The organism is Kocuria rosea (assembly GCF_023715525.1).
Taxonomy (GTDB): domain Bacteria; phylum Actinomycetota; class Actinomycetes; order Actinomycetales; family Micrococcaceae; genus Kocuria; species Kocuria rosea_A.
The window spans coordinates 85,126-100,171 of the sequence record NZ_JAMBOG010000010.1 but is presented as its reverse complement, the minus strand read 5'-3'; the positions used below and the strand labels follow the sequence as shown (position 1 = coordinate 100,171).

Annotated in this window: 11 protein-coding genes and 1 riboswitch; of the genes, 6 read left to right on the top strand and 5 right to left on the bottom strand. The window is 74.3% G+C overall.

The window, feature by feature from the left end; translation table 11 throughout:
- Positions 1–13 precede the first annotated feature (13 nt).
- Both M3185_RS09200 and M3185_RS09195 read left to right on the top strand, forming a co-directional pair.
- The gene (locus tag M3185_RS09200) at positions 14–850 is read left to right on the top strand and encodes a fumarylacetoacetate hydrolase family protein (protein WP_374238487.1); all 837 of its coding nucleotides are present in this window, start codon (positions 14–16) and stop codon (positions 848–850) included.
- A 45-nt stretch (positions 851–895) separates the two neighbouring features.
- Positions 896–1,864, top strand: coding sequence for a TIGR03885 family FMN-dependent LLM class oxidoreductase (locus M3185_RS09195; RefSeq protein WP_251333370.1), 969 nt, complete (start codon positions 896–898; stop codon positions 1,862–1,864).
- Between the two features lie 365 nt (positions 1,865–2,229).
- Here M3185_RS09195 and M3185_RS09190 read toward each other — a convergent pair whose 3' ends face one another.
- The 4 genes from M3185_RS09190 to M3185_RS09175 form a co-directional block, all read right to left on the bottom strand.
- Positions 2,230–3,660, bottom strand: a complete 1,431-nt coding sequence (locus tag M3185_RS09190; protein ID WP_251333369.1) for an L-serine ammonia-lyase — start codon at positions 3,658–3,660, stop codon at positions 2,230–2,232.
- Between the two features lie 89 nt (positions 3,661–3,749).
- Positions 3,750–4,052, bottom strand: a complete 303-nt coding sequence (locus M3185_RS09185; RefSeq protein ID WP_251333421.1) for a hypothetical protein — start codon at positions 4,050–4,052, stop codon at positions 3,750–3,752.
- A 154-nt stretch (positions 4,053–4,206) separates the two neighbouring features.
- A riboswitch (glycine riboswitch) is annotated at positions 4,207–4,306 on the bottom strand.
- A gap of 77 nt (positions 4,307–4,383) precedes the next feature.
- Positions 4,384–5,658: an SAM-dependent methyltransferase gene (locus M3185_RS09180; RefSeq protein WP_251333368.1), complete on the bottom strand. Its 1,275-nt coding sequence runs from the start codon at positions 5,656–5,658 to the stop codon at positions 4,384–4,386.
- Positions 5,659–5,866: 208 nt separating this feature from the next.
- Positions 5,867–6,076: a hypothetical protein gene (locus M3185_RS09175; RefSeq protein ID WP_251333367.1), complete on the bottom strand. Its 210-nt coding sequence runs from the start codon at positions 6,074–6,076 to the stop codon at positions 5,867–5,869.
- 143 nt (positions 6,077–6,219) lie between these two features.
- On the opposite strand from M3185_RS09175, the gene M3185_RS09170 reads away from it, so the two are divergent.
- Both M3185_RS09170 and M3185_RS09165 read left to right on the top strand, forming a co-directional pair.
- Positions 6,220–9,750, top strand: a complete 3,531-nt coding sequence (locus M3185_RS09170; RefSeq protein WP_251333366.1) for a DNA polymerase III subunit alpha — start codon at positions 6,220–6,222, stop codon at positions 9,748–9,750.
- A 100-nt stretch (positions 9,751–9,850) separates the two neighbouring features.
- On the top strand, positions 9,851–10,840 hold the full coding sequence (locus M3185_RS09165; protein WP_251333365.1) for a DUF2382 domain-containing protein: 990 nt from the start codon (positions 9,851–9,853) through the stop codon (positions 10,838–10,840).
- Between the two features lie 107 nt (positions 10,841–10,947).
- Here the strand turns inward: M3185_RS09165 and M3185_RS09160 are convergent, their stop codons facing one another.
- Positions 10,948–12,186, bottom strand: coding sequence for an MFS transporter (locus M3185_RS09160; protein WP_251333364.1), 1,239 nt, complete (start codon positions 12,184–12,186; stop codon positions 10,948–10,950).
- A gap of 138 nt (positions 12,187–12,324) precedes the next feature.
- Here M3185_RS09160 and thrS point away from each other — a divergent pair, with 138 nt between their 5' ends.
- Positions 12,325–14,427, top strand: coding sequence for a threonine--tRNA ligase (gene thrS / locus M3185_RS09155; protein ID WP_251333363.1), 2,103 nt, complete (start codon positions 12,325–12,327; stop codon positions 14,425–14,427).
- Positions 14,424–15,002: an HIT family protein gene (locus M3185_RS09150; RefSeq protein WP_251333362.1), complete on the top strand. Its 579-nt coding sequence runs from the start codon at positions 14,424–14,426 to the stop codon at positions 15,000–15,002. The genes thrS and M3185_RS09150 overlap by 4 nt, the downstream gene beginning before the upstream one ends.
- Positions 15,003–15,046: the final 44 nt, after the last annotated feature.

Here is a 15,046-nt window from a genome sequence, read left to right as displayed (position 1 = left end):
AAAGGCAGCACCCGTGAGACTCGGCACCGTGCGACGCGACAGCGCCACCCAGGCCTTCCGCCAGGAGGGCGGGCGCACCGACTACCTGCCCGTCGCCGACGTCGGGGAGCTCCTCGCCGGGGGCGACCTCGCCCTGCCGGGGGAGCCCGGTCCGGCGCCCGCCCCCGAGGACCTGCTGACCCCCGTGCTGCGCCCCGGCAAGATCGTGTGCGCCGGGCTGAACTACTACGACCACGCGGAGGAGGTCGGCCAGCAGATCCCCGAGCACCCCACGGTCTTCGCGAAGTACGCCAACGTCCTCGTCGGGCCCGTGGACCCCATCGCCATGCCGGAGGAGTCCGAGAAGGTCGACTGGGAGGCCGAGCTCGTCGCCGTGATCGGCACCAGCGTCCGCCACGCCACCCCCGAGCAGGCGCGGGCCGCGATCGCCGGGTACACGATCATGAACGACGTCTCGGTGCGGGACTGGCAGGGCCGCACCTCCGAGTGGTTCCAGGGCAAGAACTTCGACCGCACCACCCCCGTGGGCCCCGTGGTCGTGACCGCCGACGAGGTCGATCCCGAGGCGGGGCTGGCGATCCGGTGCACCGTCGACGGCGTGCGCCGCCAGGACTCCAGCACCGACCGGATGATCTTCTCCGCCGTGCAGCTGGTGGAGTACCTCAGCCGGTTCATGACCCTGGAGCCGGGCGACCTCGTGGCCTGCGGCACCCCCGCCGGTGTGGGCCTCGCCCAGAAACCCCGCCGGATCTGGCTGCAGGACGGCCAGGAGGTCGTCACCGAGATCGAGGGCATCGGGGAGCTGCGCAACCTGTGCACCCCCGCCGAGGACCTCCTGCCGCGGCCCTGAGCCCGCGCCCCGCCCGGACCCGAGCCCGCTCCACCCGGAGGACCCATGGTGACGATCGGCTTCCACGCCTCCCACGAACAGATCCCGCCCGAGCAGCTGCTGCGCGACGTCCGCCACGCCGAGCAGGCCGGCTTCGGGGCCGCCATGTGCTCCGACCACCTGGAGCCGTGGTCCCCGCGCCAGGGCCACGCCGGCTTCGCCCTGTCCTGGCTGGGCGCGGCCATGGCCAGCACGGAGCTGCCCTTCGGCGTCGTCCACGCCCCGGGCCGGCGCTACCACCCCGTGGTCACGGCCCAGGCCACGGCCACCCTCGCCCGCATGTTCCCCGGCCGGCTGTGGGCCGCCCTGGGCACCGGGCAGCGGCTCAACGACCGGCCCGTCTCCCCGGACTGGCCGGCCAAGGAGCAGCGCCAGCAGTTCCTCGAGGCGGCCTTCGACGTCGTCCGCCGCCTGCACGCGGGGGAGGAGGTCAGCTGCCGCGAGCCGTTCCACGCCGACCGCGCCCGGGTCTGGGACGCCCCGGAGGTCCCCCCGCCCCTGCTCGCGGCCGCCCTCACCCCGGCGACGGTCCGCCGCCTCGCGCCCCGGGCCGACGGCTTCATCACCGTCAACCAGCCCCTCGCGGACCTGCGCCGGATGCTCGACGCGTACCGCGAGGGCGGGGGCACCGGCCGGGCCGTGCTGCAGGTGCACCTGAGCTGGGCGCCCTCCCCGGAGCAGGCCCGCGCGGTCGCCCGCGACCAGTGGCGCACCAACGTCTTCGACCCCGTCACCATGGCGGAGCTCGCCTCGCCCCAGGACTACGAGCGCAAGGCGGTCCGGGAGGACGTCGGGGACGAGCAGCTCGCCGGGGCTGTCAATGTCTCCGCCGACCTCGCCCGGCACGCCCAGTGGCTGCACGAGTACGCCGCGCTCGGCTTCGACGAGCTCCAGCTCCACCACGTGGGCCGGGAGCAGGCGCCCTTCCTCGACGCCTTCGGGGAGGCCGTGCTCCCCCAGCTCGCCGCGGGGTGATCCCCGCGCCGCACCGGCCGGAGGGGGCGTGACGACCGGGGAACCGTCTCGGCCCGGTCGTGCCCCCGGCCCTCCGCCCGACCGGGGAGAACCCCGACCGGGCGGAGGGCGTGGCGGGCTGCTCCAGCAGGCGGGCGGGGCGTGGTGGGACCCGGCGGCCCTGTCGCCGCCGAGCTGGTGGCCCCGGGCTCCGCGGCCTCGTGGAGAGGCCGGGCGGGAGGGCCATGGTTCCGGCCCCTGTGCTGCGGCGACAGGGGCCCTCCGTGTGCTTCCTGACACCTATGGGAGCACCGGCTTCCTTCAGGTGCTGGACATGCCGTGGGCGCAACGGTTGCGGCGGCCGTCCTCGGCGGTCCCGGACGGGGTCAGCATTCGACGACGTTGACGGCGAGCCCGCCCAGGGCGGTCTCCTTGTACTTGTGGCTCATGTCCCGGCCGGTCTCGCGCATGGTCACGATGACCTGGTCGAGGCTCACCCGGTGGGTGCCGTCACCCCACAGGCCCATCTTCGCGGCGTTGATGGCCTTGGCCGCGGCGATCGCGTTGCGCTCGATGCACGGCACCTGCACGAGCCCGCCGATCGGGTCGCAGGTCAGGCCCAGGTTGTGCTCCATGGCGATCTCGGCGGCGTTCTCCACCTGGCCGGGGGTGCCGCCCAGGACCTCGGCCAGACCGCCCGCCGCCATCGAGGAGGCCGAGCCGACCTCGCCCTGGCAGCCGACCTCGGCCCCGGAGATCGAGGCCTGCTCCTTGTACAGCACCCCGACCGCCCCGGCGGTGAGCAGGAACCGCACGACGATCTCCTGCCGCGTCGCCTCGAGGGTCTCCGGGGCCTGTCGGGCGGCGGCGCGCACGGCGGGGGAGTAGTGGGTGGCGTAGAACAGCACGGCGGGGATGATGCCGGCCGCTCCGTTGGTGGGGGCGGTGACCACCCGGCCCCCGGAGGCGTTCTCCTCGTTCACGGCCAGGGCCACCAGGTTCACCCACTCCTGCCAGAAGCCCGGGTCCCGGTCCGGGTCCTCGATGCGCAGGCGCCGGTGCCACCCCGGGGCCCGGCGGGCGACGTCCAGGCCCCCGGGCAGCACCCCGGTGCGGGTGATCGCGGAGTCCTTGCACTGCTCCATCACCTCCCACAGGTGCAGCAGCCCGGCCCGGACCTCCTCCTCGGTCCGCCAGGTCCGCTCGTTGGCGAGCATCACCTCGCTGATGCTGCCCCCGGTGGCCCGGCAGTGGTCCAGCAGCTGCCGGGCGGTGCGGAAGGGGTGGGGCACCTGGGTGCCGGCGGCGGCCAGCTCGGCGGCGGCGGTGTCCTCCTCGCCGTCGCGGACGATGAAGCCCCCGCCCACGGAGAACCAGGTCTGCTCGGCCAGCACGCCCCCGCCGGCGTCCAGGGCCTGGAACCGCATGCCGTTGGTGTGCCGGGCCAGCACGGTCAGCGGGTGCTGCACCATGTCCTCGACGGTGTAGCGGATGTCCTTGCGGTGCCCGAGCGCGGCGCACAGCCGCAGCGTGCCGGTGGCGGCGATGTCGGCGAGCCGGTCCTCGACCTGGGCGGGAAGGACCTGCTCGGGGTCGTAGCCCTCCAGGCCCAGCAGGATCGCGGTGAACGTGCCGTGGCCGCGGCCGGTGGCGGCCAGCGATCCGTAGACGTCCACGCGCAGGTCCGCGGTGGCCTCGAGGAGACGGTCCTCGACCAGGGTCCGGGCGAAGCGCCCGGCAGCGCGCATGGGCCCAACGGTGTGGGAGCTCGAGGGGCCGATGCCCACGGTGAACAGATCGAAGACGCTGATGGCCATGGTGTGCTCCAAAGCAGGTGGTGCCCCCGGACGGGGGCAGGAGGTGTGGCGGGGTGCGGGCGTCGCGCGGGATCAGCCGGCGCGGGGGCTCATGCGAGCTCACCTCCGGGGGCGGCGGCGTAGTCCTGGGCGGACAGGAGCGGGTCCTCCGGGGAGACCGCGACGGTGGCGGTGTGGTCCACGACCGCGCCGTCGTCGCCGGGCTGCTGGAGCACGATCCCGGAGATCTCGCCCTCGGGCACCCCCGCGGAGAGGTCGGCGACCTCCACCTCGAAGCCCAGGGCCTCGGCCCGGCCCCGCGCCACGGCGAGGGTCTGCGGGAGGCGGCGGTCGGCGAAGGTGTGCTCGCCGCTGGGGTGGCCGGTGGTGGGGCGAGCCGTGGTGATCGTCATCGAGGAACTCCAGAAGTCTGCGCGGCCGCGCCACGCGGTTTCTTGGTTCCTCCCCGATCTGTTGCACAGCCTGAGAGTTTCCGTCCCGCCCGGACCGGGCGGAGCTTGCTCCTTCGGCGAGCACGGGAACGACCGTGCCACTTTCCAGATTCGCCTCGGTGCGGCGGTGCGGGGGCCTGAGAGTTTCCCGGGGAGGAATTGCTCCTACGGCGCCCGACCGGTCGTGCCGGACGGGACTCTCCCGCCGCACGTCAACGGCTGCAGTATGGTGACTGTCACCACACCGTAGTGGAATCCCTCCGCGGAGCGCAACAGCGCCGGAGGGCGCCGGTCAGACCCATGCGCTCCGGCGCAGGGGCGGGAGGGGGCCGCCGGGGCGCTGCACGAGCACCTGGTCGACGCCCTGCCGGCCCGACTCGAAGGTCCACACGGCGGCGACCATGTAGAGCCGCCACACCCGGGCCCGTCCTTCCCCGACGAGCCGGACCGCCTCGTCCCAGTGCTCCTCCAGGCGCTGCACCCAGGCCCGCAGGGTCAGGGGGTAGTGGGGGCGCAGGGCCTCGACGTCGAGGACCTCCAGGCCCCCGGCCTCCAGGGCGCCGACCATCTCGGTGAGGCTGAGCACCTCGCCGTCAGGGAAGACGTAGCGGGCCATGAAGGTGTCGGGGTCGTGCTCGGCCGGTCCGGCGTTCCAGGCGATGGCATGGTTGAGCAGCCGGGCTCCGGGGGCCAGCAGGCCGTGCAGGTGGGAGGCGTAGCTGGCGATCTGGGCGCGGCCGACGTGCTCGGACATGCCGATGGAGGCGACGGCGTCGAAGGGCCCGTCGTCGACGTCGCGGTAGTCCTGGACCCGGATCTCCACCCGGCCGGCCAGTCCCGCCGCGGCCGCCCGGTCGCGGGCGAGGGCGGCCTGCTCGGCGGAGAGGGTGATGCCCAGGACGTCGGTCCCGTAGCGCCGGGCGGCGTGCAGGGCGAAGCTGCCCCAGCCGCATCCCACGTCCAGCACCCGCATGCCCGGCCGCAGACCGAGCTTGCGGCACACCAGGTCGAGCTTGGTCTCCTGGGCGGTGTCCAGGCCGGTGCGCTCGTCGTCCCACACGGCGCAGGAGTAGACCATCGAGGGCCCGAGGACCAGGGCGTAGAAGTCGTTGCCGACGTCGTAGTGGTGGGAGATCGCCACGGCGTCGCGGGTCCTGGAGTGGCGGCGGCCGTGACCGTCCAGCCGCACCTCCTCCGGGGGCGGGGCCGGTTCCGGGCCCAGCGCCCCCAGCCGCGCGGCCGCGGTGAGCAGCCTCCGCCGCTGGCGTGCGGTCAGGGGATCGGACGTGGTGGGCCGGCCCGCGGACGTGATGGCGGAGACGGCGGCGAAGGCGTCGCCCGGCAGGTCGAGCTCCCCGGCCACGTAGGCGCGGGCGAGGCCCAGCTGCCCGGGGGACCAGACCAGCCGCCGCAGCGCCCGCCGGGACCGGACCACGAGGGGCGGGGCGTCGGGCGGGCCGGCCTCGGAGCCGTCCCAGGCGCGCAGGCGGACCGGGATCCCGTCGCTCCCCAGCACGATGCCCAGGATCTCGGCCAGCCGTGGAGCCACGTCCGGCGGGCTGCCCATGGCGATCACCTGCCTCCTCTGCGGTCGGGGCCGGCCCGTCCTCCCCGGGCCGGCGACTCCGCGGTCCGGGCAGGACGGGGCCTGCCGGCACGGACCGTCACCGTAGGAACACGGACCTTCACCGTAGGAACAGCGCCCGGGTCATCTCCAGCCCCTCGCCGCAGATGCCCGAACATGTCCGCGCGCCCCGCCGGCCGGGCGCGCGGGCTCAGCGGGTGCCGTCCGGCGGGGGCGGGCCGTCGGTGTCCTCGGTGCTCGTGTCGTCCGGCTGCTCGGTCGGCGGGGCGGGCTGCTCGTCCGCGCGGCGCCGGTTGACCTCGTCCGTGTTGGCGGTCAGCGAGTCCTCGTCGAGGACGCTGAGGCCCTCCTGCTGCATCTCGGCGTAGGCCTCGCCCAGGTCCTCGGGCTGGTGCGTCATCGTCCTGCTCCTCTTTTACGTTTTCCGTGGGACGTCGGTGGCCCGATCCTATGCGCGCTCCCGGCCGCCGGACAGGAGCCGCTCCCACCAGGACCGATGATTTGCAATTGACTTAATCTTCGAACACGTATTCGAATATGGACGTGAGCTTTCCGCACCTGCACGTCGCCACCGCGTTCAGCGCCCACTACGGGGTCAGCCGTCCGCGCGCCCTCGCCGCGGCAGCGGCGGCCGACGGCGCCGACGTGCTCGCGTGCACCGACCGGGACGGGCTCTACGGCGCGGTCAAGCACCTCGGGGCGTGCCGCGAGCACGGGCTGGACCCCGTCCTGGGCGCGGACCTCGCGCTGCTGGACCCCGGGCGGGAACGGGTCCTCGGGCGGGTCGTCGTCCTCGCCGCCGGCGGCACCGACGGCGCCGGCTACGCCGCCCTGTGCCGGCTCGTCTCCGCCGCGCACGCCAGCACCGGCACCCGGAAGGGCCGCGGGGGCGCCGGCGGAGCTCCCGTCGGGGTGACGGCCGCCGACGTCGCCGCCCACGCCCGCCCGCCCGCCCGCGAGCGCCCGGTGCTGACCGTCCTGCTGGGCCCCGCCTCCGATGTCGGCCGGGAGCTCGCGGTCCGCCGCTACCGCGCCGGGCGCGCCGCCCTGGCCCGCTGGCGGGCCCTGCTGCCCGGGGAGGCGCTCGCGGTGGAGGTCGTCTCCCACCTGACCGCCCCCGGCACGGCGTCCAGCACCTCCCACGCGGCCCGCCTGCTGCGCGCCGCCCTCGAGGCCGGGCTGACCCCCGTGCTGACCAACGCGGTGCGCTACGCGACCCCCGCCGAGGCCGCCACCGCCGACGTCCTCGACGCCGCCCGCGCCCTCACCCCGCTCGAGGCCCTCGGCGCCGGCGGGGCAGCCGCCGGCCGGGGGAGGGGCGCGCTCGGGCCGGATTCCCTGCAGCCCAACGGGCAGGGATGGCTCAAGCCCGCCCGGCTCATGCGCGCGCTCGCCGCCGAGATCGCCCGCGCCGCCGACCTCGGGGACGCGGGGGCCGCGGCGCTGCTGGGGGGCACCCACCGGGTCGCCGACCGGTGCCGGCTGGACCCCGTCGCGGACTGCGGCTGGGGCCGGCCCGTGGTGCCCGAGGCCGCGGTGCTGGGCCTGGAGCGCCCCGCGGCCGGGGAGCTGCGCGCCCGGTGCGAGGCCGGGCTGGCGCGGCGCTACCCGGGCCCGGCGGACCCGGCCGTGCGGGACCGGCTGGAGCGGGAGCTGGGGGTGATCGAGGAGCTCGGCTTCGCCTCCTACTTCCTCACCGTGGCCGAGGTCTCCGCGATGATCGGGGCGCTGGGGATCCGCCACGCCGCCCGCGGCTCCGGCGTCTCCTCCCTCGTCAACTACCTCCTCGAGGTCTCCCACGTGGACCCCCTCGAGCACGAGCTGCTCTTCGAGCGCTTCCTCTCCAGCGACCGCTCGACCCTGCCGGACATCGACATCGACGTCGAGTCCGCCCAGCGCCACCGCGTCTACCGGGAGGTCTTCGCCCGCTTCGGGCCCGAGCGGGTGAGCCTGATGAGCATGCAGAACGCCTACCGGGCCCGCGGCGCCGTCCGGGACGCGGGCCTCGCCCTCGGCGTCGACCCCGAGACCGTCGACACCGTGGCCAAGCAGCTGTGGAACCTGCCGGCCGCGGCGCTGCGGGGCACCCTCGCGGACCGGCCGGAGCTGTGCGCCGTCGCCGAGCAGGTGGCCCGGGAGAAGCAGCTGGACCTGCTCGTGGACCTCACCGAGCGCCTCGACCGCCTGCCCCGGCACATCTCCGTGCACCCGTGCGGGGTGATCCTCGGGGACCGCACCCTCCTGGACCGCACCCCGGTGCAGGCCAGCGGGATGGGGCTGCCCATGAGCCAGTTCGACAAGCACGACATGGACCCCATGGGGATGCTCAAGCTCGACATCCTCGGCGTGCGGATGCAGTCGGCGCTCGCCCACGCCGTGGAGGAGGTGGCCCGGCTGCACCCGGACCGGCCCCGTCTGGACCTCGAGGCGGTCCCCCGCGACGACGAGGCCACGTTCGAGCTGATCCGCTCGACTCACACCCTCGGCTGCTTCCAGATCGAGTCCCCGGGCCAGCGCGAGCTCATCGGCAAGATGGCGCCCACCGGCTTCGGGGACCTCATCGTGGACATCTCCCTCTTCCGCCCCGGGCCCATGCACTCGGACATGGTCCGCCCCTACCTGGAGCACCGCCACGGCTGGTCCCGGCCCGTGTCCGTGCACCCGGACCTCGACCCGATCCTCGCGGAGACCCACGGGGTGACCGTCTTCCACGAGCAGGTCCTGCGCATCCTGGACGTCTTCACCGGCTGCGGGCTCGCCCGGGCCGACGAGCTGCGCCGCCGGCTGGGCGCCGAGGGCCGACTCGAGGTGGAGGCGTTCTTCCGCGAGCGCGCCCGGGAGAGGGGATATCCGCTGGACGTGGTCGACCGGGTGTGGGGGATCCTCGCGGCGTTCGGCTCCTTCGGCTTCTGCAAGGCCCACGGGGCCGCGTTCGCCGTGCCCACCTACCAGTCCGCGTGGCTGAAGGCCCACCACCCCGAGGCGTTCCTGGCGGGGCTGTGGGAGCACGACCCCGGGATGTACCCCAAGCGCCTGCTCGTGGGGGAGGCCCGCCGGATGGGGATCCCGATCCTGCCCGTGGACGTCAACCGCTCCGACGAGCAGCACCGGGTGGAGCGCCTCGACGAGGACCCGGCCCGCCTGGGGGTGCGCCTGGCCCTCACCGGGATCCACGGGGTCTCCCGCGCCGAGGTCCGCCGGATCGCGGCCGGGCGCCCGTACGCCACGCTCGCCGACCTGCGGGAGCGGGCGCGCCCGGGGCGGCGGACCCTGGAGCGGCTCGCCGCCGTCGGCGCGCTCGACGGGCTGCTGCACCGCTCCGGGGCCGCGGCCTCCCGGGCCGACCTTGTGCACGCCCTGCGCGCGCGGGCGGACGCCGACCGGCCGCCCCGGCCCGCCGTGGCCCGGGAGGTCGAGGGACAGCTGGCCCTCCCGCTGGGGGACCTCGAGCTGCGGGGGCTGGCCGCGCGGCGGCCGGAGCCCACCGTCGAGGAGAAGGTGCGCACCGAGCTGGAGCTGCTCGCCGTGGACGTCTCGGCGCACCTCATGGACAGCTGGGCCCCCCTGCTGCGGGAGCTCGGGGTCACGCCCGCCGAGCGGCTGCTGGAGCTGCGGACCCGGTCCGAGGTGCTGGTGGCCGGGGTGCGGGTCTCCACCATGACCCCTCCCGTGCGCAGCGGACGCCGCGTCGTGTTCGTGAGCCTCGACGACGGCACGGGCCCGGTCGACTGCGCCTTCTTCGCCGACGCCCAGGAGCGCTCCGGGCGGCACCTCTTCGGCGCGCGGATGCTCCTGGTCCGGGGCCGCACCCGGCGCACGGGCCCGCGCGGGATCAGCGTCGGCGCGGTGCAGGCGTGGGACCTCACGGACCCGGCGACCCCCGCCGCGGTGCGTGCCGCCCTGGCCGGGACGCCCCCGGAGCCCGCGCCGGGCGGGGGACGGCGCGCGGGCGGGGCCTGCGGAAGCCGGGGCGCGGCGAGGGAAAATACTCCTTCCGGGGGCCGGGCGCAGGGTGATTTCACTCTCGGAGAATCCATTGGTCAGGAGGCTGATAGGCAGTATGGTTACCAATAACAGCGGACGAGCTGCACCCCGCCCCCCGGCGGAGAACGTCCGCGCCGGGCCCCGACCCAGGGAGTCCGTTGCCACGCAGAAATCAGATCAAGGAGTTCTCATGGCCACGTACGATGTCAACGCTCTTCTGTCCGCGACCGCCTACGGTTCCGACGGCGACAAGATCGGCAAGGTCCAGCAGGTCTTCCTCGACGACAACACCGAGGACGTCACCTTCGTGACCGTCAACACCGGCCTGTTCGGCACCAAGGAGAGCTTCGTCCCCGTCGACGGCGCGCAGCAGGACGGCGACCGCCTCGTCCTCCCGTACACCAAGGAGGTCGTCAAGGACGCCCCGAACGTGGACGCGGACCAGCACCTCTCCCCCTCCGAGGAGGAGGAGATCTACCGCTACTACAAGCTGAACTACTCCGGCGCCGGCAACGGCACCGCCGGCTACGCGGACAACGACCGCGGCACCGACTACGTCGGCACCGGCACGACCGGCCGTGACTCCTACGACACGGTCGACACCGACCGCAACGCCGTTCCCGGCGGCGGCTTGGCCGGGGGCGCCGCGGGCTACGCGGTGACCGACCGCGACACCTCGGCGGCCTCGGGCGAGGAGGGCTACGCCGAGACGGGACGCACCGCCGGCTACGCCGAGACGGACCGCACCGCCGGCTACGCCGACCGTGACGTCACCGACCGCGACCTCACGGACCGCGACAACGGCGTGGTGCGCCATGAGGAGCGCCTGCACGTCGGCAAGGAGAACGTCGAGACCGGCCGGGCGCGCCTGCGCAAGTACGTCGTGACCGACCACGAGACCGTCGACGTCGCCGTCCAGCGCGAGGAGGTCCGTGTCGAGCGCACCCCGCTCAACGGCACCGAGGCCACCACCGGCACCATCGGCGAGGAGGACGTGGAGGTGGTCCTCCACGAGGAGCGCCCCGTCGTCGCCAAGGAGACCGTGGGCGTCGAGCGCGTGGAGCTCGACAAGGAGGTCGTCACCGACACCCAGCGGGTCGACGCCGACGTCCGCAAGGAGCAGGTCGAGGTCGAGACCGACACCGACCGCGGCCTCACCGACCGCGACCGCCGCATCTGATCCCACCCGATCCCGCCGGGTCCTCCCGGCCTGGTCGTCCGGGGCCCCCGTCACCGCGAGGTGACGGGGGCCCCGTCGTCGTGCCCGCCCGGCTCAGGCCGCCCTGCTCAGGCCGCGCGGCGCCGCGCCCGGGCGGGCACGCCCGCGTAGTAGAGCAGGCCCGCGGCGACCACGCCCGCGGCCGCGACGTACATCCCCCGGTAGCCCAGCCCCGGGATGAGCGCCCCCATCACCACCGGACCCAGCGCCACCCCCACGTCCATGCACAGGAAGTAGGTCGAGGTGGCCAGCCCCACCCGCGTCAGCGGGGCCGAGCGCATCGCGGCGGCCTGCGCGGCCGAGAGCACGGCACCGTAGCCGACGCCCAGCACCACGCCCGAGGCGAGCACGAGGGCCGCGGAGTCCGCGGCGGCCAGCAGCAGCAGCGCGACCACGAACAGCAGCAGGGACGGGTAGAGCACCGCGTCGTCCCCGCGGCGGTCCTGCAGCCGCCCCGCGAAGGGCCGGCTCACGAGCACCGTGGCGGCGTAGGCCAGGAAGTAGCCCCCCGCCGGGCCCACGAGGCCCGTCTCCGCCGCGAAGGGGTTGAGGAAGGACAGCACGGACGCGTAGCCCGCGCCCACGAAGAGCATGAGCGCGGAGACCGGCAGCGCCCGCGCCTCCACGAACTGCCCGACGGAGAAGGAGCACAGCCCCGCCCGCTGCGCGGCGGAGAGCTCCAGCTCGGGGACCCGGGTGACCGCCCCCACGGCCAGCCCCAGCCCCGCGATCCCCGTGCAGGTCCAGAACAGCGCCCCGTAGCCCAGGGCCGTGGACAGGGCCAGCCCCGCCAGGGGGCCCAGGGCCGCGGCCAGCGTGGTGGAGAGCATGAAGTAGCCCGTGCCCTCCCCCCGCCGGTGCGGGGGGATGAGGGCCTGCACGGCGGCCGGCAGGACGGTGGTGGCCATCCCGAAGGCCGCGCCGTTGAGCACCCGGACCACCAGCAGGCCGCCGAAGCCGGTGTCCGGCAGGTAGGCCGCCGCGCACAGCACCAGCAGCACCAGCGCGGTGCGCAGCACCCGCCGCCGCCCGAGCAGCTCCATGTACTTGCCCGTGAGCAGGCGGGTGAGCACCGCCCCCGCGATGAACGCGCTCGTGGCGATCCCCGCCAGCGACTCGTCCGCGCCGAAGCGCTCCATGGCGTAGAGGGCCATGACGGTCATCAGCAGGTAGAAGTTCACGGCGATGAGGAACTGCCCGGCCCACATCAGCACGAACCCGGCGGTCCACAGCCGCTGCGGGGGCGGCGGGGCGCCGGGTCCGGGGTCTCCGGGGCGGTCGGGCGGTCTCGGGTCGTCTGCGGGCATCGGGGGGCCTCACCTCCGCCGGTCATCATCTCACCGGGCGGGTACCATCGAAGACGGCGTGCGCCGTGCCCCGGCGCCGCCCGCGCGCGCCCCCCGTACGGGTGCGTGCTGCCCGCCGATCGAAGGAGCACCCTCCCCATGACCACCGCGCCGGAGCCCACGCCCGAGTCCGCCCCCCTCACGATCACCGTCGACGGCGAGCAGCGCACGGTCGGGACCGGGACCACCGCCGCGGAGCTGTACCGGGAGGACCGCGCCGTCGTCGTGGCCCACGTCAACGGGGTGCTCAAGGACCTCGCCACGGAGCTCGCCGACGGCGACGTCGTGGAGCGCGTGCTGATCTCCGACCCGGAGGGCCTCGAGGTCCTGCGCCACTCCGCCGCCCACGTCATGGCCCAGGCCGTGCAGCAGCTGCACGAGGACGCGAAGCTCGGCATCGGCCCCTACATCACCGACGGCTTCTACTTCGACTTCGACGTCGAGCAGGCGTTCACGCCCGAGGACCTCAAGGCCATCGAGAAGCGGATGCAGAAGATCGTCAACTCGACCCAGTCCTTCCGCCGCCGCCCGGTGAGCGAGGAGGAGGCCCGGGCGGAGATGGCGGACGAGCCGTACAAGCTCGAGCTCATCGGCCTGTCCCAGGGCCCCGGCTCCGGCGGGGACGTCGACGCCGCGGCCGAGGGCGCCTCCGTGGAGGTCGGCGCCGGGGAGCTGACGATCTACGACAACGTGGACCGCAAGAGCGGGGAGACGGTGTGGAAGGACCTGTGCCGCGGCCCGCACCTGCCGGACACCAAGCTCATCGGCAACGGCTACGCCCTCATGCGCTCGGCCGCCGCCTACTGGCGCGGCTCGGAGAAGAACAAGCAGCTGCAGCGCATCTACGGCACGGCCTGGCCCACCAAGGAGGAGCTGACCGCGTACAAGGACCGCCTCGCCGAGGCGGAGCGGCGCGACCACCGCCGGCTCGGCGTCGAGCTCGACCTGTTCTCCTTCCCGGACGAGCTCGGCTCCGGCCTGCCGGTCTTCCACCCCAAGGGCGGGATCATCAAGCGCGAGATGGAGGACTACGTCCGCGACCGCCACGTCGCCGAGGGCTTCCAGTACGTGGGGACCCCGCACATCTCCAAGGACGGGCTGTTCCACACCTCGGGGCACCTGCCCTACTACGCCGACACCATGTTCCCGCCCCTGCACGTGGACGAGGAGCGGGACGAGGACGGCAACGTCACCAAGCCGGGCCAGGACTACCGGCTCAAGGCCATGAACTGCCCCATGCACAACCTCATCTACCGCTCCCGGGGCCGCTCCTACCGCGACCTGCCCCTGCGGCTGTTCGAGTTCGGGCACGTGTACCGCTACGAGAAGTCGGGCGTGGTGCACGGGCTCACCCGCGTGCGCGGGTTCGCCCAGGACGACTCCCACTCCTACGTCACCCGCGAGGACGCCCCGGGGGAAATCCGCCACCTGCTGGACTTCATCCTCGGGCTGCTGCGGGACTTCGGCATGAACGACTTCTACCTCGAGCTGTCCACGCGCGACCCCGAGTCGGACAAGTTCATCGGCTCCGACGAGCAGTGGGCGGAGGCCACCCGCGTCCTGGAGGAGGTCTGCACCGGGACCGGCCTGGACCTCGTGCCGGACCCCGGGGGAGCCGCGTACTACGGGCCGAAGGTCTCCGTGCAGGCCAAGGACGCGATCGGGCGCACCTGGCAGATGTCGACGATCCAGTACGACTTCAACCAGCCGGAGCGCTTCGACCTCGAGTACCAGGCCGCCGACGGCACCCGGCAGCGCCCGGTGATGATCCACTCCGCGAAGTTCGGCTCGATCGAGCGGTTCATGGGCGTGCTCGTGGAGCACTACGCGGGCGCGTTCCCGGCGTGGCTGGCCCCCGTGCAGGTCCGCGCGATCCCGGTCGCGGAGGCGTTCAACGACTACCTGCAGGCCGTCGTCGACCAGCTGCGGGCCCGCGGGGTGCGGGTGGAGCTCGACGCGGGCTCCGACCGGTTCCCCAAGAAGATCCGCACCGCCTCCAAGGAGAAGGTCCCGTTCGTGCTCATCGCCGGCGGGGAGGACGCGGAGTCCGCCGCCGTGTCCTTCCGCTTCCGCGACGGCTCCCAGGAGAACCGGGTGCCGGTGGCCGAGGCCGTGGAGCGGATCGTGGCGCACGTGCGGGGCCGCGTCAACACCGACCCGACGGCGAACGCCGTGGCGAGCGAGCCCGCGGAGGCCCGGTGACGGGGCCCGCCCCCGAGGCCGGACCCCCGCACCGCTGGATCCGCCAGGACGAGTTCGAGATCCCCGGGGTCCCGGACAGCTTCCAGCGGCTGTGGACCCCGCACCGGCTCGCCTACGTGCGCGGGGAGGACCCGTCCGTGCACGCCGATCCGGGCTGCCCGTTCTGCAACGGGCCCGGGCGCCCGGACGAGGAGTCCCTGATCGTCCACCGCGGCGAGCACTGCTTCGTGATCCTCAACCTGTTCCCGTACAACCCCGGGCACCTGCTCGTGTGCCCGTACCGGCACGTCGCGGACCTCACGGAGCTCGACGACGACGAGGCGCGGGAGCTCACCCAGCTCACCCGCACCGCGATCGCGACGATCCGCGAGGTCGCCTCCCCCCACGCCTTCAACGTGGGGATCAACCTGGGCTCCGCCGCGGGCGGCTCCCTCTCGGAGCACCTGCACCAGCACGTGGTGCCGCGCTGGAGCGGGGACGCGAACTTCATGCCGGTGCTGGCCGGGACCAAGGCGATCATGCAGACCCTGGGCGACACCCGCCAGGACATCGCCCGGGCCTGGCCCGCGTCCTGATCCGGGCGGTCCCGGCCCGGGTCACCGCCCCGGGCCGGGACCGC